This window comes from Micromonospora sp. NPDC023966 (assembly GCF_040639095.1).
Taxonomy (GTDB): Bacteria; Actinomycetota; Actinomycetes; order Mycobacteriales; family Micromonosporaceae; genus Micromonospora.
Map to the genome: position 1 here is coordinate 556324 of NZ_JBEZZJ010000001.1, position 17907 is coordinate 574230.

A 17907-nucleotide genomic window follows, 5' to 3' on the forward strand; every position below is an offset into this window, starting at 1 on the left:
CGGCCGGGTCAGCCGGTCGCGGCGGTCGGATAGCGGGCGCTCTCCAGCGTCCAGTCGACCGTGCCCCGGACCGCGTTGGCCAGGCCGTCGAGGTGGGCGGTGACCGACTCGTCCAGCGCGGGGCCGAACGACGGCACCGCGCCGTGCAACGCCATGAAGCGGGCCATCTCCGCGCGCCAGCGCGCGGCGACCAGGTCCACCGCGGCCGGCACCGGCACGTCCTGCTCGGCGGCCACCGCCAGCACCAGGTTGTGCCCCCCGGCGGCGGCCCGGTCGCGCTCCAGCGAGGCCAGGTCGTTGTACCAGGAGAGCAGGTCGTTGGCGAGGTCGGCGAGCCGGCGCAGCGCGGGATGGTGGTAGACCGCGTCGGGCAGCGGCCGCCCGGCGGCGAACTCGATCAGGGGGTACGACACGTACGCCGCCGAGGTGGCCCGGCGCAGCTCCACGTACTCGGCGACGCCCGGTGGCCGGCCGGCGAAGGTGGCGACCGCCTCCCGCCAGGCGCCGTCGAGGTGGTCGGCCACGGCGTCGGCGAAGCGCAGCCGCCAGCGGGCCGGCATCCGGCGCCGGGGCTCCCGCCACGCCTGGACCAGCAGCCGGCGCAGCGGACCGGAGAAGCCGGGATGGCGGGCCCGGGGACCCTCCCGGAGCAGGGCCAGCGCCCCGTCGCGCAGCGCCCGGATCTGCGCCGGGGCCAGCCGGTCCGGCCCCTCGCAGGCGTCGTCCACCAGGAAGAACCAGGTGAACAGGGCGGCCAGTGCGCGCAGGTCGGGCTCGGAGGCGTCCGGGTAGAGGCGGCCGGCGTAGCGGGCGAAGCCGGCCCGGGCCAGCCGTTCCCGCGTGGCCGGGTCCAGCGGCAGGCCGAGTCGGTCGAGCTGGTCGATCAGCCACTCCTGCACGGCGTCGGCGTGCGGGGAGAGCCGGGGCGGGATCGGGCACTCGGAGCGCAACGCCCGCAGCACCGCCGCCGTCATACCGGTCCCTTCCATGGACATGGATCGCCGACCGAAGAATCGCACGTTCCCGGGACGGCCGCCTACCCGGCGGACAACGCCGCTGGTCGCGGGACAAGCGGGACGCTCTGCCGGGGGTGGCCGCCCGGCGCCCGGGTCGACCAGGCAGGCTGGACGGTATGCGCGAACCATGGGTGGTCGGCGTCTCCGGCGCCTCCGGCACGCCGTACGCGGCCGCGGTCGTCCGGGGCCTGCTCGACGCCGGCCAGGCGGTGGACCTGATCGTCTCCCGGGCCGCCCGGCTGACCATCCTCGACGAGACCGGAAGGGCCTTCCGGGACGGGCACTGGGCCGAGGACCTGGCCGCCTGGCTGGGCCGCGACCTGTCCGGCGCGGACCTGCGGCACTGGCCCGCCGGTGACCTGGCCGCCGGCCCGAGCAGCGGCTCCTACCGGGTACGCGGCATGGCCGTCGTCCCGGCCAGCACGGCCGCCTGCGCCGGCATCGCGATCGGGCTCTCCAAGGATCTGCTGCAGCGCGCCGCCGAGGTGAACCTCAAGGAGCGGCGGCCGGTGGTCGTGGTGCCGCGGGAGACCCCGGTGACCCGCAGTCACCTGGAGCACCTCATCGCGCTGCACGACGCCGGCGCCGTGGTGCTGCCGGCCAGCCCCGGCTTCTACGGGGCCGGGGCGGCGGCCTCCGCCCAGCAGTTGGTCGACTTCGTGGCCGGCAAGGTGCTGGACGCGCTCGGCGTGCCGCACACCCTGTTCCGGCGCTGGTCCGGTGAGCTGGCCGCGGCCCGTCGGGACGCGGACCGGATCTGAGGGCCGGCCCGCGTCCCGATCGGTGGCGCCTCAGTACATTCCGGCGTTCGCCGGCCCCGGGCCGGTCGAGGCGGTCGGGCCCATGTTGCGCGGCCTGCCCATGTCCTCCGCCTCGTCCAGCATGCCCTCCCCCTCAAGCAGGGCCCGCACCTCGGATTCCCGAAACCGGCGATGCCCGCCTGGAGTCCGGATGCTGCCGATCCGGCCGGCCGCTGCCCACCTGGTCACGGTCTTCGGGTCAACCCGAAACAGCGCGGCGACCTCACCCGGTGTCAGCAGGCGATCTCCAGTGTCCACAGCCCCCTCCTCGCGTCGACGAAGCCCCCGGCTGAACACACTGCCCCCGGCCGGTGCGAGCCCAGAGCCGTCATGAGGGACGTATGGCAATTACAGCACCAGCGACCTGGCGTGTCCGCCAAACGCGAAAAACGCACACAGTCAGAAGTTAGTAAATGCTACCGGCGCAGAACCCCCGTGACGGCACGTTTGTGAATGGCAACGCGACGTCATGTTCAACTGATGCCGACCGTCCGGCGTTACGTGCGAAAGGATAGGGTCACTCTCCGTGGACGCGATCGACCTGAGCCTCGTGGAGCTGCTGCGGGGCAACGCCCGCCTGTCGTACGCCGAGCTGGCCCGCCAGGTCGGCCTCTCCGCTCCCGCCGTGCACGAGCGGGTCGGCAAGCTGGAGTCGGGTGGCGTCATCCGGGCGTACCGGGCCGAGGTGGAGCCGGAGGCGGTCGGGCTCGGGGTCACCGCGCTGATCGGCATCGTGGAGGATTCGACCGCGGACACCGACGACGTGCTGGCGGCGTTCCGGCAGATGCCCGAGATCGAGTCCTGCTACTTCATGGCGGGCGTCGAGTCCTTCCTGCTGAAGGCCCGGGTGGGCACGATCGCCGAGTTGGAGCAGCTGATCGTCCGGCTGAACCGGACCCCCGGGGTGGCCTCCACCCGCACCGGCATCGCCCTGTCGACCAAGTGGGAGAACCGCCCCCAGCCGCTCGTGCCCGCCGCCTCCTGAACGCCACGCTCTGGCCCCGGCCGGCGCCGGGCGTTACGGTGCGCCGATGACGACCTCAGGGCGGGGCGCGGCCGTGGTGACCGGGGCGGCCGGCGGGCTGGGCCGGGCGATCGCCGCCGCGCTGCACACCGACGGCTGGCGGGTGCTGCTCACCGATGTGGACGCCGAAGCCGTCGCCACCGCGGCCGCGCCGCTGGGCGGCTGGTCCCGCGCGCTCGACGTCCGCGACGAGGCGGCCTGTGCGGAGGTGGCCGCCGAGGCGGCCGGGTCGCCGGGCGGGCTCGGGCTCTGGGTCAACAACGCCGGCATCCTGGCCACCGGGGCGTCGTGGACGCACGACGCGGCGACCCGGCGCCGGCTGGTCGAGGTGAACGCGCTGGGCGCCATGAACGGCACGCACGCCGCCCTGACCGTGATGCGGGCGCAGGCCCACGGCCACGTGCTCAACGTCGTCTCGCTGGCCGGGCTGATCGCCGCCCCCGGCGAGACCGTCTACGCGGCCAGCAAGCACGCCCTGCTGGCGTTCAGCCTCGGCACCCTGGCCGACCTGCGGATGGCGGGCGTCCGGGGCGTACACGTGTCGTGCCTCTGCCCGGACGGGATCTGGACGCCGATGCTGCACGACAAGCTCGACGACCCCGGTGCCCTGGCCTCCTTCACCGGGTCGCTGCTGACCCCCGAACGGGTCGCCGCGCGGGCCGTGCGGCTGGCCCGGCGGCCCCGGCCGGTGGTCAGCCTGCCGCGCTGGCGCGGCGCCCAGGTGCGGCTCCTGGACGCCTTCCCCCGGCTCGCCCTGGCCCTCACCCCGGTGGTCCGGGCCGCCGGCCGGGCCGGGCAGCGCCGGCAGGCGCGCCGGGTCCGTCCCGACGCGAGCCGGCCTCGCTTGTAACGTTGCCGTCGTGACTCATCTCGACCGGTGTGACGAGGCCAGCCGGAGCTGGGTGACCGAGGCGATCGCCACGGTCGAGGCGGACGCCAACCGCTCCGCCGACACCCACCTCCTGCCCTTCCCGCTGCCCCGCGAGTGGGGCATCGACCTCTACCTCAAGGACGAGTCGGTGCACCCCACCGGCTCGCTCAAGCACCGGCTGGCCCGCTCGCTGTTCCTGTACGGGCTCTGCAACGGCTGGATCGGCCCGCGGACCACGATCGTCGAGGCGTCGTCCGGCTCGACCGCCGTCTCCGAGGCCTACTTCGCGAGGATGCTCGGGCTGCCCTTCATCGCGGTCATGCCCGCCTCCACCTCGCCCGAGAAGATCTCCCAGATCGAGTTCCAGGGCGGCCGCTGCCACCTGGTGCGGGACCCGGCCAAGGTCGTCATCGAGGCGCGCTGGCTCGCCGAGGACACCGGCGGGCACTACATGGACCAGTTCACCTACGCCGAGCGGGCCACCGACTGGCGGGGCAACAACAACATCGCCGAGTCGATCTACGCGCAGCTCGCCCTGGAGCGGCACCCCGTGCCGGCCTGGATCGTGGTGGGCGCCGGCACCGGCGGCACCAGTGCCACCATCGGCCGGTACGCCCGCTACCGCCGCCTGCCCACCAAGCTCTGCGTGGTCGACCCGGAGAACTCCGCGTTCTACCCGGCCTGGCAGGCCGGCGACTGGTCGGTGCGCACCGACAAGGGCTCCCGGATCGAGGGGATCGGCCGGCCCTGCGTCGAGGCGTCCTTCCTGCCCAGCGTGGTGGACCGGATGATGCAGGTGCCGGACGCCGCGTCGCTGGCCGCCATGCGGGCCGGTTCGGCGGTGCTCGGCCGCCGGGTGGGCGGCTCCACCGGCACCAACCTCTGGGGCGCGTTCGGGCTGATCGCGGAGCTGCTCGCCGCCGGCCGGACCGGCTCGGTGGTCACCCTGATCTGCGACCCGGGCGACCGCTACGTGGATACCTACTACGCCGACGAGTGGGTGGCCGGCCAGGGCCTCGACCTCGCCCCGCACCTGGCCACCATCGACCGCTTCCTCGCCACCGGCGCCTGGCCGGCCTGAGGAGTCAGCGCGGGCCGACCCGCTCGGCCAGCCCCGGGTAGCGCACCACGAAGCCCTCCGGGTCCACGTCGAGGTCGGCGGTGAAGGAGTCGCTGGCGTAGCGGACCCGGCCCGGGCCCAGCGAGGTGTAGACCTGCTCGGCGGGGAGCACCGCCAGGCCGGGCAGCAGCACCCAGGCCGCGGTGATGGTCCGCCCCTGGTCGGCGGGGGCCTTGGCCAGATTGAGCCGGCGTACCGGCAGGGTGTTGGTCAGCGGCGAGCCGCCCAGGTCGACGTCGAGCGCCTCGGCCAGCCGGCCGGGGTCGTCGGTGCCCGGCAGCCCGGCGGGCGGATGCCCGGCCGCGCGCAGCGCCGCGTCCAGGTCGCCCTCCTCGCCGGTGCGCACCCGCCACCCGTCCCCGGCCCGTTCCAGGCGTACGCTCCGCGCCCAGCCCGCGCCCTCGGCGGCGACCTCCAGCCGGCTGGTCGACCAGTCCGCTCCCACGGTCAGCTGGTAGCGGCAGGTGTAGGGGATCGGGTCGACGGCCATCGCCACGCCCTGCGCGGTGAGGCCCTGCCGGTCGTCGAGCAGCACGTGCTCCGAGCCGGCGGTGTCGGTCCGGGTCCAGAAGAGCGACTTCGGCATGGTCGGCATGAAGCGGACGTTACGCCAACGGGCGGACACCGGCAGAGGATGCGCGAACGCCGCCGCCGAGCGGTGGCTCGACGGCGGCGTCGGTGTTCGCGTGGCTGGACCCGGCCCGGTCAGTGGGTGCGGGCCGGCGGCCGGCCGCCGAAGCCGCGCCGGTCGTCGCGCGGCCGGTCCTCGCGGCCCCGCGCCTCCGGCCGGAAACCGCCCCGGCGCTCGGCCGGACGGAACTCGCCCCGCTCGCCGAAGCGCCGCTCGCCCTGCGGGCGGTCCTCGTAACGGCGGGCACCGTCCCGGTCGCCGTAGCCGCGGGAGCCGGTGGGCCGGTCGCCGTAGGTCCGCGAGCCGTCCCGGTCGCCGTAGCCGCGGCCGCTGGTGGGCCGGTCACCGTAGCGGCGGGAGCCGTCCCGGTCGCCGTAGCCGCCCCCGGTGGGCCGGTCGCCGTAGCCGCGGCCCTCCGTGGGCCGGTCGCCGTAGGCGCGCCCGCCGGTGGGCCGGTCGTCGTGCCGCCGGTCGCCACGCGCGTCCCGGTCGTAGCCGCGACCCGCGCCGGTCGGCCGGTGCTGGTCCCGCCCGGCCCGCTCGGCGAAGGGGCGGTCGCCCGAGGGCCGGCCGGAGCCGCGCTCGTCACGGTCGCCGAAGCGACGCTCACCGCGCCCGTCCCGGTCGAACCCGCCCCGGTCGGCCTGACGCCGCTCGCCGAAGCCCCGGTCCTCGCGGTCGAAGCGCCGCTCGCCGAAGGGCCGGTCGTGGCCGCGGCCGCCGGTCGGGCGGTCGCCGTCGCGGCGGTCGCCCCGGTCGTAGCTCCGGCCGGTCGGCCGGTCGCCGAAGCGGCGCTCGCCGCGCCCGTCGCGGTCGCCCCGGCGCGGCTCCGGCTCGTTGCGGACCGGCACGCCGCTGGGCTCGCGGGCGCCCGTCAGCTCGGCCAGCTCCGCATCGCCGGCGCGGACCCGGGTCTCGGCCGGCTCGACGCCCGCCTTCTCCAGCATGGCCAGCGTGGTCCGGCGCTGCTTCGGCAGCACCAGGGTCGCCACCGCGCCGGACTCCCCGGCCCGCGCGGTGCGACCCGCCCGGTGCAGGTAGTCCTTCGGGTCCTTCGGCGGGTCCACGTGCAGCACCAGCGTCACGCCGTCGACGTGGATGCCCCGGGCCGCCACGTCGGTGGCGACCAGCACGTTCGTCCGGCCCTCGCGGAACTCGGCCAGGGTCCGGGTACGCATCCGCTGGGTCTTGCCGCCGTGCAGGCCGCCGGCCCGCACACCCACGGCGGCGAGCTGCTCGACCAGCCGGTCGACGCCGAGCTGGGTACGCGCGAAGAGCATGGTGCGACCCTCGCGGGCGGCGATGGACGCCGCGACGGCGAACTTGTCGTGCGGCGGGATCAGCAGCAGGTGGTGGTCCATGGTGGACACGGCGGCGGTCGCTGGCGCGGTCGAGTGGGTGACCGGGTCGGTCATGAACCGCTTGACCAGCGAGTCGACGTCGTTGTCCAGAGTGGCCGAGAAGAGCAGTCGCTGGGCGTCCGCCGGCGTCTTCGCCAGCAGCTCGGTGACCTCGGGCAGGAAGCCCATGTCGGCCATCTGGTCGGCCTCGTCCAGCACGGTGATCTCGACGTCGTCGAGCTTGCAGACGCCCCGCTCGATCAGGTCGCCGAGCCGCCCCGGGGTGGCCACGACGATCTCCACGCCGCGGCGCAGCGCGTCGACCTGCCGGTCGTACGGGACGCCGCCGACGGCGGTCTTCAGGAAGATGCCGACCGCCTTGCCGAGCGGCATCAGCGCGTCGTTGACCTGCATGGCCAGCTCACGGGTCGGCACCAGGACCAGGGCGCGCGGGCGCAGCGGCCGGGCGCGGTTCCGGTCGGCGAGCCGGGCGATCACCGGCAGGCCGAAGGCGAGGGTCTTGCCCGAGCCGGTCTGACCCCGGCCGAGCACGTCGCGGCCGGCGAGGGCGTCGGGCACGGTGGCCCGCTGGATCTCGAACGGGGTGGTGATGCCCTGCCGGGCGAGCGCCTCGACCAGCTGCCGGGGCAGGCCGAGCGCGGCGAAGTCGGGGATGTCGATGGTCGGGTCGGCGGACGGGGACGTGCCGGAGACAGCGAACGTGGTCAAGAAATGCCTTTCGAGCGGGGCGCATCTTCGCGATGGCCCGCCGCGGCTTGGTCACGCCGCCGATTCGCCCGCAAGATCGCCCATGGGCGCGCAACGGGCGCGCCGGGTCAGTGATCTCCACAAGTGTACGGCGATGCGGCGAACCTGCCACCGCAGCGCGAGGGCGTAGTGGGCGGGCTCACCCCCGTCACCTGGTCAGGACGGTGCCGGTGATGCCGCTCAGCGCGTCGTCGGCCAGGAAGACCACCAGCAGGCTGATCGAGACCAGCAGCGCGAGTGCGACGGCCAGCACGATCACCACCTTGGTGTTGCTGGACCGGGTGGCCGGGGCGTCCTCGGCCCAGCCCTGGGCCAGGATGTGCCCGGTCAGCGAGCCGGAGTTCTCCAGCGGGTTGCCCTGCGGGAAGGAGACCGTGGCGAAGCCCGGCCCGTCGGTGCCGCCGTACCCGCTGCCGGCCGGGCCGGGACCGCCCGGCTGGCGGCCCACCGGGTGGCTCGGCGCGGGGCCGTGGCCGGGCGGCCCGCTCCGGTATTCGGTGGGGTTGGCCGACGGCGGCCAGGTGGGCAGGGCCGGCCCCGGAACCATCGACGGCGCGGTGGGGAGCGGCGGCGCGGCGGCCGGGCCCCGCTGAACCGCGCCCGTGAACGGCGTCGAACCGGGTGCGCCGGCCATGGCGGGCGGCGGCGGGAACGGCGGCGCCGGCGCGGGCCCGGGTGGCGGCGGAGGCGGGGGCACCGGCGGTCCGGGCGGTGGCGCCGGCGGCCCCGGAAGCGGGGGCACGGGCCCCGGCGGGGTGGGGCCCGGCGGCGGTGCGGGCACCGGCGGCGTCGGCCGGAACGGGGGCTCCGGGGCCGGCACGGGCGGTGCCGGGGAGGGCGGCGTCGGACCCGGTACGGGGGTCGGCGCCGGCTCGGGCTCCGGCACGGGCGGCGTCGGGGGCTGGGCCGGCTCCGGCGGCTGGGCCGGCTCGGGGGGCTCGGGGTTGACCGGGCCCGCCCGGTAGACCTTGGCGCTGCCGGACGTGCCGGCGACCGCGGCGGCGACCTCGTCGGCCGAGACGCGGCTCAGCCCGGGCACGGAGGCGCTGGCCCGGGCGTGTCCCTGGGCGGGCACCGGGGCCTTCATGACCTGCGGCTGGCCGGCGTCCGAACCCGGCGCCTCCGCGCGCGGCGCGGGCAGCGCGGGCGCCGCAGCCGCCTCCGCGGCCGGCGCGGGGACCCGCGCGGACCCGGCGACCCGAGGCGCCGACGGGGTGCCCACCGGACCCGCTCCGAGGTCCGAGGACTCGGGCCCGGCGTGGACGGCGTCGTTCACGCCCGGCGCCGCTTCCAGGCCGGCCTCGCCCGTCGAGGCAGCGCTGTCGGCGGGGTCGGAAGAGCGTTCGGCGGCGGCGAAGGCGGACCAGGTCGAGGGCGGGGGGATGGAGGCACCCGGCCGGCGCCGGTCCAGCGCGGGGACGGCGTCCGTCGGGCCACCCGCCCGGTAGGTGGTGCCGGCGGCCGGCCCGCTCGGCCGCTCCTCGGCCGGGGGCGGCACGGCGGTGCCGGCGACGCTCACCCGAGCGCGGGCGACGGACACCGGGGCCGCCTGGTCCGGCTCGTCGGCGGCGCCGGCCGGCCGGTCAGCGGCGTCGGGCGCGGATCCGGGGTGGACCGTCTCCGCCGGAACGTCCTGCTCGCCCATCTCGCCCCTCCGCGCCCACGCTCGCCCCCGACCGTGGCGCCGGTCGGGCGTGCCTGGATCTCACCGTGCCACATTCCGGCCCGGGAGCACAGTCGGAGTGGACGGTTGGTCAGTCGGTGGTGCTCGGGCTGGCGCTGGTGCTCTCGGCCGCGCTGCCCGACGGGTCGGCGGCGGTCGGCGCGGTGCTGGCGGCCTCGGTCGGCGACGGGCTCGGCGAGTCGGACGGGCTCGGCGTCGGCGACGGCGAGGTGCTCGGCGAGGTCGACGGGGTCGACGGGCTGGGCGTCGGGCTCGACGTGCTCGGCGTCGGCTTGGGCGTGCTCGACGTCGGCTTCGGCGTGGCCGTTTTGGTCGGCTTGGGCGTGGCCGTCTTGGTGGGCTTCGGCGTCGGGCTGGGCTTCGGCGGGGTGGTCGCCTGCGTCGGGGCCGGCGCCGGGGTGGCCGGGGCGGGGACCGCGCCGATCACCCGGGTGGCCGCATAGAGCCGGGACCACCGGACCACCGAGATCTTGACGACGTCGCCGGTCCGCGGCGCCTCGACCATCTTGCCGTTGCCGATGTACATGGCGACGTGGTGGATGCTCGCCCAACTGCTGCCCGACGCGAAGAAGAGCAGGTCGCCGGGGAGGAGCGCGTTCGGGTCGACGGTGCGGGAGCGGGTCGCGTAGTACTGGTCCCGGGAGACCCGGGGCAGCCCCTGGTAGCCGGCCGCCTGGTAGGAGGCGAGCACCAGGCCGGAGCAGTCGAACCGGTCCGGCCCCTCGGCCGCCCAGAGGTAGGGGTCGCCGAGCTGGGCGAGGGCGTACCGCACCGCGGCCAGGGCCCTCGGGTCGGCGACCCGCCCGCTGACGCTCTGGTTGACCACGAACGAGCTGCCGAGCTGCTGCTCGGCGGCGTCCGCGCGGCGCTCGATTTCGAGCAGCTTGGCGGCGTTGTCCCTGCGGAGCTTGAGCAGCGTGGCTTCCTGCTTGTGCAGGTCGGTCTCGACCCGGGCGTACTCCGCGGACTTCTCGGCGGCCCGCCGCTGGGCCGAGGCGTGCGCCTCCCGGGCGACCTGTTCGGCGGCAGTGGCCCGGGCGAGTTCGCCGGTCACCGCGGTGGTGGCCCCCTCGGCCTTGTCGCCCCGGGTGATCCGCTGGAGGTTGGCCAGCTCGCGCAGGTTGGCCCCGAACTCGCCGGGCGGCAGCGCGGCGTCGGCCTTGACGGCGTCGGCGGCGGCGGTCTTCGCGTTCTCCTGGGCCCGGAGGAGCGCGTCCTGGGCCTCCTTCAACCGGGTGGCGGCGAGGGTCAGGTCCGCCCGGGCGGTGTCCCGCTCGCCCTTCACGCTGAGCAGTTGGTCGCCGAGCTGGGCGACCAGGGCGTCGACCTGGTTGATCTGGGCGATCAGCGGGCCGTCGGCCGGGTTGGTGACGCCGGTTGTGGCGCCGGTCGTGGCGCCGGGGAGGCCCGGGGTGCCGCTGACCGTGCCGGGCAGGCCCGGAACGGCACCGGGCACGGTGGGGAGTTGGAGCGAGCCGACGACCCGGGGGCGCAAGCCGGTGTCGGGAACGGTGTCGGGCAGCGGGTCGGCCCAGGCCGGGGTGGCCAGCGCCGCGGCCGCGACCGCCCCGAGCAGGGCGGACCAGAGCGCCGGACGCAGTACCGGCGAGATGACCGGATGCCGGCCTCGTCGGCGTCGGCCCTGGGTGCTGTCGACCATTCCGCTCCCCGTCCGGTTCTGGTGCGTTCCGCGCGAGGTGGGCGCGGTGAGCCAGGACGGTACCGGTGTGTGTTCCGCCCCATCCTGTCTTACCTCACCAGCGCAGCTATGTCGATGCGCGGAGGGTGACGACCGCCCGGGAGTCCGGTGAACAGGCCGCTGCGGTCGACCGGGTCGCCGGTTCGTCCGACGCGCGACGTACGCTCGACCGGGACCGCAGGTGGAAGGGACGTGGCTTTCGATGGACGCCGGACTCAAGCGCGAGCTCGAAGCGAAGGTCTACGCGGGGGAGCGGCTGACCCGCGAGGACGGGGTCGCCCTCTACGAGAGCGACGACCTCGCGTGGCTGGGGCGGCTGGCCCACCACAAGCGCACCGAGATGAACGGCGACCGGGTGATGTTCAACGTCAACCGGCACCTCAACCTGACCAACGTCTGCTCCGCCTCGTGCGCGTACTGCTCGTTCCAGCGCAAGCCGGGCGAGAAGGACGCGTACACGATGCGCATCGACGAGGCGGTCCGCAAGGCCAAGGAGATGGAGGACGAGCAGCTCACCGAGCTGCACATCGTCAACGGCCTGCACCCGACCCTGCCCTGGCGCTACTACCCGAAGGTGCTGCGCGAGCTCAAGGCGGCGCTGCCGAACGTCAAGCTCAAGTGCTTCACCGCGACCGAGGTGCAGTGGTTCGAGAAGATCAGCGGCCTGAGCGCCGACGAGCTCCTCGACGAGCTGATGGACGCCGGCCTGGAGTCGCTGACCGGTGGTGGCGCGGAGATCTTCGACTGGGAGGTCCGGCAGCACATCGTCGACCACGCCTGCCACTGGGAGGACTGGTCGCGGATCCACGCCCTGGCGCACAGCAAGGGCATGCAGACCCCGGCGACGATGCTGTACGGCCACATCGAGGAGCCCCGGCACCGGGTCGACCACGTGCTGCGGCTGCGCGAGTTGCAGGACGAGACCGGCGGCTTCGCGGTCTTCATCCCGCTGCGCTACCAGCACGACTTCGTGGACTCGGCGGACGGCAAGATCCGTAACAAGATCCAGGCACGCACCACGATGGCCTCGCCGGCCGAGTCGCTGAAGACGTTCGCCGTCTCCCGGCTGCTCTTCGACAACGTGCCGCACGTGAAGAACTTCTGGGTGATGCACGGCCTCTCGGTGGCGCAGCTGTCGCTGAACTTCGGTGTCGACGACCTGGACGGCTCCGTCGTGGAATACAAGATCACGCACGACGCCGACTCGTACGGGACGCCGAACACCATGCACCGCGAGGACCTGCTGAACCTGATCTGGGACGCGGGCTTCCGCCCGGTCGAGCGGAACACCCGCTACGAGATCGTCCGCGAGTACGACGCGGCCCCGTCGATGGCCGAGCGCCGCGCCGAGCCGCAGCAGGTCTGGGCCTGACCGCACGCCGATGAGCACCGAGGAGCAGCAGCGCACCTTCCCCCGGCGGGACGCCGAGGGGCGCATCCTCACCCTGGGCGACCTGCTCGGGGTGAGCCTCGCCGGGCTGGTGATCGGGGTGCTGGCGCTGGTGCTCTTCGAGTGGGCCTTCGCCACCATGGGCGCGGGCCGGTTCGGGCGGACCAACGGCTGGCTGGCGGTGATCCTTCCGCTGTGGCTGTTCTGGGACGACTTCCGGGCCTGGGAGTTCGGCGCGGCCCGGGTGCTCGCGGCGCTGGCCGGGATCGCGTTCGGCGTCTTCGCCGGGCTGCTGGCGGCCGGCCTCGCGGCCGGGCTGCCGCCGCTGGCCAGCGGCGCGCTGGCCGCGGCGGTGTTCACCGTGGTCTACGCGGTGGTCTGGTTTCATGGCGTGCACTGGCTGGCCCGGCGAACGGGCTGAGACGTTGAGAGAGGGAGAGCTGGCGTGAGCGCGGCGGTCAAGTACACGCTGGGCCGGATCGGGCTGTTCGTCGGCGTGCTGGCGGCCCTCTGGTTCGTCGACATGAACATGTTCCTGCGGCTGATGCTGGCGCTGGTCTTCTCCGCCGCGCTGTCGTTCTTCCTGCTCCGCGGCTGGCGCGACGAGATGGCCGGCGAGATGTCCGAGGCGGCCGAGCGGCGCCGCGCCGAGAAGGACCGGCTGCGCTCCGCGCTGGCCGGGGACGACCAGGCCGAGCGCACCGACGAGCGTCGCGAGGGCTGATCCGCCGGACACGGGGCAGCGGGATCGGACCCGGACCGCTAGGGTCTGCCGCCGTGAGTTTCCTGAACACGATCAACGGGTGGCGGACGAAGGTCTTCGTCTGGATCGGCCTGCCGGTCATCGCCGCCATCGGACTGATGCTGAGTGTCACCGACCTCGCCCCGGCCTGGGAGGCGAAGAACGGTGGCGGCACGCCGGGCACGTTCACCGCGGTGAACGAGGAATGCGGCCGGCGTAACTGCGAGTGGCACGGCACCTTCGTCGCCACCGAGGGCGGCGCCCAGCGCGCCGACGTGATCCTCTACGACGCGCCGGACGGGTTGGCCGCGGGCGCCACCGCCCCGGCGCTCGACACCGGTGCCCGGAAGGGCGTCTTCTCGACCGCCGGCGGCTCCACCTACCTGCTGGTCACCGGGCTCGCCCTGGCCGGTGTGGCCGCCCTGGTCGCCTGGGTGGTGATCATCGTGCGGGCGATCCGTAGGCGCAGCCGGCCGGCCGAGCCCACGGCCCCGCCCGCCTCGTTCGCCCCGTCGGCCTGACCCGGGCCGGTCCACAACCGTAACGACGGGCCCGGCACCGTCCCGAGGGGGACGGTGCCGGGCCCGTCCCGTCACCAGTTGGTGGAACCCGGCACGACCGGCCAGGCCACGTTGGTCGGCTTGATCAGGTACGCGATGCCGCCCGAGCCGGAGGCCACCGTGCCGTTCGCCCGGTAGCGCTTGGTGCGCAGCCAGATCTGCTCGAACTGCTCCCGCTTGTAGACGTTGCGCACCACGTCGTCGGACGACGAGGCGGGGTCGTTCACGATCACGTCACCCTCGGCGGTGAAGCCGACGATCACGAACAGGTGCCCGGAGGTGCCGTAGTTCGCCCCGTCCAGCTCGCTGGCCAGGAAGGACTGCGACGTGACCACCGGGATGCCGGCCTTGATGAAGCGCTCCACCTCGTCCAGCGAGTGCATCCGGGTGACCCGGGCGTCCAGGCCGGGGAAGCTGGCCGCGTACGCGGTGTTGAACGGCCAGTTGCCGGCGCCCTCGTACTCGTGGTCGTAGGTCATCCGGGCGGCGTGGTCGACGGTCGGGTCGGCGTAGCTCGGGTCGACCCAGGCGGTGTCCTCGGCCGAGGGCTTGCGGCCCCAGTACTCGACCACCATCTCGGTGGAGGTGGGGGAGCACCAGGCTTCCCCGCCGCCGTCGTACTCCGGGTACTCCCCGACGTGGATGTTCTGCGAGTAGCGCGGGACCGCCAGTTCGGTGCCCCAGGCGATGCCGCCCTTGCTCGGGGCGACGGTGAACCGGTCCGGCACGTTCGAGCTCATCGCGCCGAGCATCCAGACCCGCGGCGAGGCGGTCTGCCCCGGCGCGCGGTAGAGGGTCAGCCGGAGCTGGTACGACCGCAGCAGCACGCCGGCCTTGGCGTCGTCGATCGAGAAGGTGTCGGTCCAGATGGTCGACCAGGGGTCACCCTGGCCGTCCAGCGTGGACCGCTTGATGTCCTGGTCGCCGGAGGCCCAGCGGCCCATCACGTACCAGGGGGTCTGCTTCCCGGTGTTGTAGGTGCCGTGCAGCTCGACCTGGATCCAGGTGCCGGCCGGGGTCGCCGCGTTCCAGGAGGCGACCAGTTCGCTGGCGTCGAAGCCGACCGTCCGCTCCGGCGAGGTCCAGGTGGCGTACTCCCAGGTCCGGGTGGCGCCGGTGTGCTCGTCGGTGAACTCGGTGGTGCCGACCGGCTGGCCGATGGTGATCCCGGTGCGGTACCCCGGGATGGCGTACGTGCCCTCGTGGGTGCCGCCGGCCCAGTCGGGGTAGTTGGACCAATCCTGGAAGGTGATCTGCTCGTCGTGCGCGACGACCGGCAGGTTGTTGTCGGCGTGGGCGGGCGCCGTCACACCGACGAGGGCGAGCGCGGCGGCGCCGACGAGGGCGACCGCGCGCAGGGCTGGTCTTACCATGTGCACTCCGTTGGGTGGGAAGGGATGGATCACCAGTTGGTGGAACCGGCCACGGAGGGCCAGGCCACCTCGGTCGGCTTGATCAGGTAGACGACGCCGCCGGAGCCGCTGCCGGTGCCACCGCTCGCGGTGGTCCGCCGGGTACGCAGCCAGATCTGCTCGAACTGGTCGCGCCGGTAGACGTGCCGGACCGCGGCGTCGCTGGGCGAGGCCGGGTCGTTGGCGATCACGTCGCCGGTGGCGGTGAAGCCGACCACCACCATGAGGTGCCCGGCCGTGCCGTAGCCCGCCCCGTCCAGCTCGCTGGCGAGGAACGACTGGCTGGTCACCACGGGGATGCCGGCGGCGATGAACTGCTCCAGCTCGTCCAGCGAGTGCAGCCGGGTCACCTTGGCCTCCAGGCCGGGGAAGCTCGCCGCGTACGCGGTGTTGAACGGCCAGTTGCCGGTGCCGCCGTACTGCCAGTCGTAGGCCATCCGGGCGGCGTGGTCGACCGTCGGATCGGCGTAGCCCGGGTCCACCCAGGACGTGTCGGCCGGCGAGGGCTTCCGGCCCCAGTACTCGACCACCATCTCGGTGGAGGTGGGCGAGCACCACGCCTCACCGCCGCCGCCGTACTCCGGGTACTGGCCGGCGTGGATGTTCTGGGAGTAGCGCGGCACGGCCAGCTCGGTGCCCCAGGCGATGTGCCCGGCGCTCGCGGTGACGGTGAACCGGTCCGGCACGTTCGAGCTCATCGCGCCGACGGACCGGAGCACCGGCGTGGCGGTCGACGCCGGGTCCCGGTAGAGGGTGACCCGGAGCTGGTACGCCCGCAGCAGCACGCCGGAGGCCGTGTTGGTGATGGCGAACGTGTCGGTGAAGACGCTGGAGGTCTTGTCGCCCTGCCGGTCGACGCTGGTCCGCCGGATGTCGCCGTCGCCGGAGGCCCAGCGGCCCATGACGTACCAGGGGGTACGGGTGCCGGTGGTGTAGGTGCCCTGGAGTTCGACCTGGAGCCAGGTGCCGGCCGGAGTGTCGGCGTTCCACGAGGTGACCAGCTCGCTGGCGTCGAAGCCGACCTGGGTGAGCGGCGAGGTCCAGGTCCCGTAGGCCCAGGTGCGCCGGGTGCTGCTGTGCGGGTCCTTGTAGAGGATGGTGCCGACCGGGGTGGTCAGGGTCAGGCCGGCCGCGGTGCCGGTGGTGCCGGCGGCGGTGCCGGCCGACCAGGCCGTGCCGGACCAGCCCTGCCAGGTGATCTGCTCGTCGTGCGTGACGGTGGTGGTCGCGCCGACCGGCGCGGTGGTGCCGAGGAGGGCGAGCGCGGTGGCGCCGGCGACGGCGACCGACCGCAGGGATGTCCGGTCCATGGCAGCTCCTCCAGGAGAACGGCATCGTTGCCGTTCACTGTCGCTCCTGGAGGGAAGTTTCGCCAGAGGTTCACGCATGGAAAATGATTGCCGGCGTGAGGATCAGGTCGGGATGGAAGCCTATAGTTATGAATGTTGATATGACCATGTGACTCCTGGTGAAGTGTGCGGACAACGGGACGTCCCGTACCCCGAGGAGGTTGTCCATGGCCTTCCGCACGTCCGCGCTCCGCCGCCGGCTGGCCCTCGCCGCCGTCGTCGGCCTGACCCTCGCCGCCGCGCTCACCGGCCCGGCCGCCGCCCGGCCCGCCCCGGACGGTGCGCCCGCCGCCGTCGCCTACCGGGTGCTCGGCCCGCGCACGCTCGCCGACCGCAGCGCCGTCGCCCGCACCGGCGCGGCTATCGACCACTCCGAACACGGCGTGCTGCACGTCACGGCGACCACCGCCGAGGCCGCCGCCATCACCCGGCTCGGCTTCCGGCTGGAGAAGGACGTCGCCCCGGCCCCGGCCGCGGGCGCCGTCGCATACGCCTTCCCGCCCGCCGACTCGAACTACCACGACTACGCCGAGCTGACCGCGGTGGTGAACACGGTGGTGGCCGACCACCCGGCCATCGCGCGCAAGCTCAGCATCGGCCGCTCCTACCAGGGCCGGGACCTGATGGCCGTGAAGATCTCCGACAACGTCGGCACGGACGAGAACGAGCCGGAGATCCTCTTCAACGCCCAGCAGCACGCCCGCGAGCACCTGACCGTGGAGATGGCGATCTACCTGCTCAACCTCTTCACCGACAACTACGGCAGCGACTCGCGGATCACCAGCATCGTCAACTCCCGGGAGATCTGGATCGTCCCCACCGTCAACCCGGACGGCAGCGAGTACGACATCGCCACCGGCTCCTACCGCTCCTGGCGGAAGAACCGGCAGCCGAACAGCGGCTCCTCGTACGTCGGCACCGACCTGAACCGGAACTGGGCGTACCAGTGGGGCTGCTGCGGCGGCTCGTCCGGCTCGACCTCGTCGGAGACCTACCGTGGCCCGTCCGCCTTCTCCGCCCCGGAGACCGCGGCGCTGCGCAACTTCGTCAACGGCCGGGTGGTCGGCGGAGTGCAGCAGATCAAAGCGAACATCGACTTCCACACCTACTCGCAGCTGGTGCTCTGGCCGTACGGCTACACGTACAGCAACACCGCCACCGGGATGAACGCTGACCAGTACAACACCTTCGCCACCATCGGCCGGCAGATGGCGTCCAGCAACGGCTACACCCCGGAGCAGTCCAGCGACCTCTACATCGCGGACGGAACGAGCATCGACTGGATGTGGGGCGCCCACAAGATCTGGGCGTACACCTTCGAGATGTACCCCGGCTCCGCCTCCGGCGGCGGGTTCTACCCGCCCGACGAGGTCATCCCCACGCAGACCTCCCGCAACCGGGAGGCCGTGCTGCTGCTCTCCGAGTACGCCGACTGCCCGTACCGGGCGATCGGCAAGCAGAGCACCTACTGCTGACCTGACGCGCGGTGGGGGCCCGGTCC

At 74.0% G+C, this 17907-nt stretch carries 16 protein-coding genes and 1 pseudogene; 9 read left to right on the top strand and 8 right to left on the bottom strand.

Annotated features, from left to right (window positions below; all coding sequences use genetic code 11):
- Positions 1-8: 8 nt before the first annotated feature.
- Positions 9-974, bottom strand: a complete 966-nt coding sequence (locus AB0F68_RS02705; protein ID WP_357332877.1) for a terpene synthase — start codon at positions 972-974, stop codon at positions 9-11.
- Between the two features lie 158 nt (positions 975-1132).
- Between AB0F68_RS02705 and AB0F68_RS02710 the strand changes: the two genes are divergently transcribed.
- Positions 1133-1777: a UbiX family flavin prenyltransferase gene (locus AB0F68_RS02710; protein ID WP_357332417.1), complete on the top strand. Its 645-nt coding sequence runs from the start codon at positions 1133-1135 to the stop codon at positions 1775-1777.
- A 30-nt stretch (positions 1778-1807) separates the two neighbouring features.
- On the opposite strand, the gene AB0F68_RS02715 is transcribed toward AB0F68_RS02710, so the two are convergent.
- Entirely contained in the window at positions 1808-2074 is a 267-nt protein-coding gene (locus tag AB0F68_RS02715) for a BldC family transcriptional regulator (RefSeq protein ID WP_357332419.1), read from the bottom strand.
- A 268-nt stretch (positions 2075-2342) separates the two neighbouring features.
- Between AB0F68_RS02715 and AB0F68_RS02720 the strand changes: the two genes are divergently transcribed.
- Genes AB0F68_RS02720 through AB0F68_RS02730 form a run of 3 tightly spaced genes read left to right on the top strand, consistent with a single transcriptional unit; the run spans position 2343 to position 4792 of the window.
- Positions 2343-2801, top strand: a complete 459-nt coding sequence (locus AB0F68_RS02720) for an Lrp/AsnC family transcriptional regulator (protein WP_357332421.1) — start codon at positions 2343-2345, stop codon at positions 2799-2801.
- Between the two features lie 46 nt (positions 2802-2847).
- Positions 2848-3690, top strand: coding sequence for an SDR family oxidoreductase (locus tag AB0F68_RS02725; RefSeq protein WP_357332423.1), 843 nt, complete (start codon positions 2848-2850; stop codon positions 3688-3690).
- Between the two features lie 10 nt (positions 3691-3700).
- Positions 3701-4792, top strand: a complete 1092-nt coding sequence (locus AB0F68_RS02730) for a PLP-dependent cysteine synthase family protein (protein ID WP_357332425.1) — start codon at positions 3701-3703, stop codon at positions 4790-4792.
- A 4-nt stretch (positions 4793-4796) separates the two neighbouring features.
- Here the strand turns inward: AB0F68_RS02730 and AB0F68_RS02735 are convergent, their stop codons facing one another.
- The 4 genes from AB0F68_RS02735 to AB0F68_RS02750 form a co-directional block, all read right to left on the bottom strand.
- The gene (locus AB0F68_RS02735) at positions 4797-5417 is read right to left on the bottom strand and encodes a putative glycolipid-binding domain-containing protein (protein ID WP_357332878.1); all 621 of its coding nucleotides are present in this window, start codon (positions 5415-5417) and stop codon (positions 4797-4799) included.
- A 119-nt stretch (positions 5418-5536) separates the two neighbouring features.
- Positions 5537-7531 carry a DEAD/DEAH box helicase gene (locus AB0F68_RS02740; protein WP_357332427.1) on the bottom strand — a complete coding sequence of 665 codons (1995 nt, stop codon included), beginning with the start codon at positions 7529-7531 and terminating at the stop codon, positions 5537-5539.
- Positions 7532-7718: 187 nt separating this feature from the next.
- The gene (locus tag AB0F68_RS02745) at positions 7719-9215 is read right to left on the bottom strand and encodes a hypothetical protein (protein ID WP_357332429.1); all 1497 of its coding nucleotides are present in this window, start codon (positions 9213-9215) and stop codon (positions 7719-7721) included.
- 109 nt (positions 9216-9324) lie between these two features.
- The gene (locus AB0F68_RS02750; RefSeq protein WP_357332431.1) at positions 9325-10914 is read right to left on the bottom strand and encodes a C40 family peptidase; all 1590 of its coding nucleotides are present in this window, start codon (positions 10912-10914) and stop codon (positions 9325-9327) included.
- A gap of 241 nt (positions 10915-11155) precedes the next feature.
- Between AB0F68_RS02750 and mqnE the strand changes: the two genes are divergently transcribed.
- Genes mqnE through AB0F68_RS02770 form a run of 4 tightly spaced genes read left to right on the top strand, consistent with a single transcriptional unit; the run spans position 11156 to position 13606 of the window.
- Positions 11156-12325: an aminofutalosine synthase MqnE gene (mqnE, locus tag AB0F68_RS02755; protein ID WP_357332434.1), complete on the top strand. Its 1170-nt coding sequence runs from the start codon at positions 11156-11158 to the stop codon at positions 12323-12325.
- Positions 12326-12335: 10 nt separating this feature from the next.
- Positions 12336-12764 (top strand): hypothetical protein, encoded by a 429-nt coding sequence (locus tag AB0F68_RS02760; protein ID WP_357332436.1) that lies wholly within the window; start codon positions 12336-12338, stop codon positions 12762-12764.
- Between the two features lie 24 nt (positions 12765-12788).
- Positions 12789-13067 carry a DUF4229 domain-containing protein gene (locus AB0F68_RS02765; protein ID WP_357332438.1) on the top strand — a complete coding sequence of 93 codons (279 nt, stop codon included), beginning with the start codon at positions 12789-12791 and terminating at the stop codon, positions 13065-13067.
- A gap of 53 nt (positions 13068-13120) precedes the next feature.
- On the top strand, positions 13121-13606 hold the full coding sequence (locus AB0F68_RS02770; RefSeq protein WP_357332440.1) for a hypothetical protein: 486 nt from the start codon (positions 13121-13123) through the stop codon (positions 13604-13606).
- 71 nt (positions 13607-13677) lie between these two features.
- Here AB0F68_RS02770 and AB0F68_RS02775 read toward each other — a convergent pair whose 3' ends face one another.
- Positions 13678-15018 (bottom strand): C39 family peptidase, encoded by a 1341-nt coding sequence (locus tag AB0F68_RS02775; RefSeq protein ID WP_357332442.1) that lies wholly within the window; start codon positions 15016-15018, stop codon positions 13678-13680.
- Positions 15019-15047: 29 nt separating this feature from the next.
- On the bottom strand, positions 15048-16367 hold the full coding sequence (locus AB0F68_RS02780; RefSeq protein WP_357332444.1) for a C39 family peptidase: 1320 nt from the start codon (positions 16365-16367) through the stop codon (positions 15048-15050).
- Between the two features lie 206 nt (positions 16368-16573).
- On the opposite strand from AB0F68_RS02780, the pseudogene AB0F68_RS02785 reads away from it, so the two are divergent.
- Positions 16574-17866, top strand: a pseudogene (locus tag AB0F68_RS02785) (M14 family metallopeptidase); the annotation flags it as partial.
- Between the last annotated feature and the right edge of the window lie 41 nt (positions 17867-17907).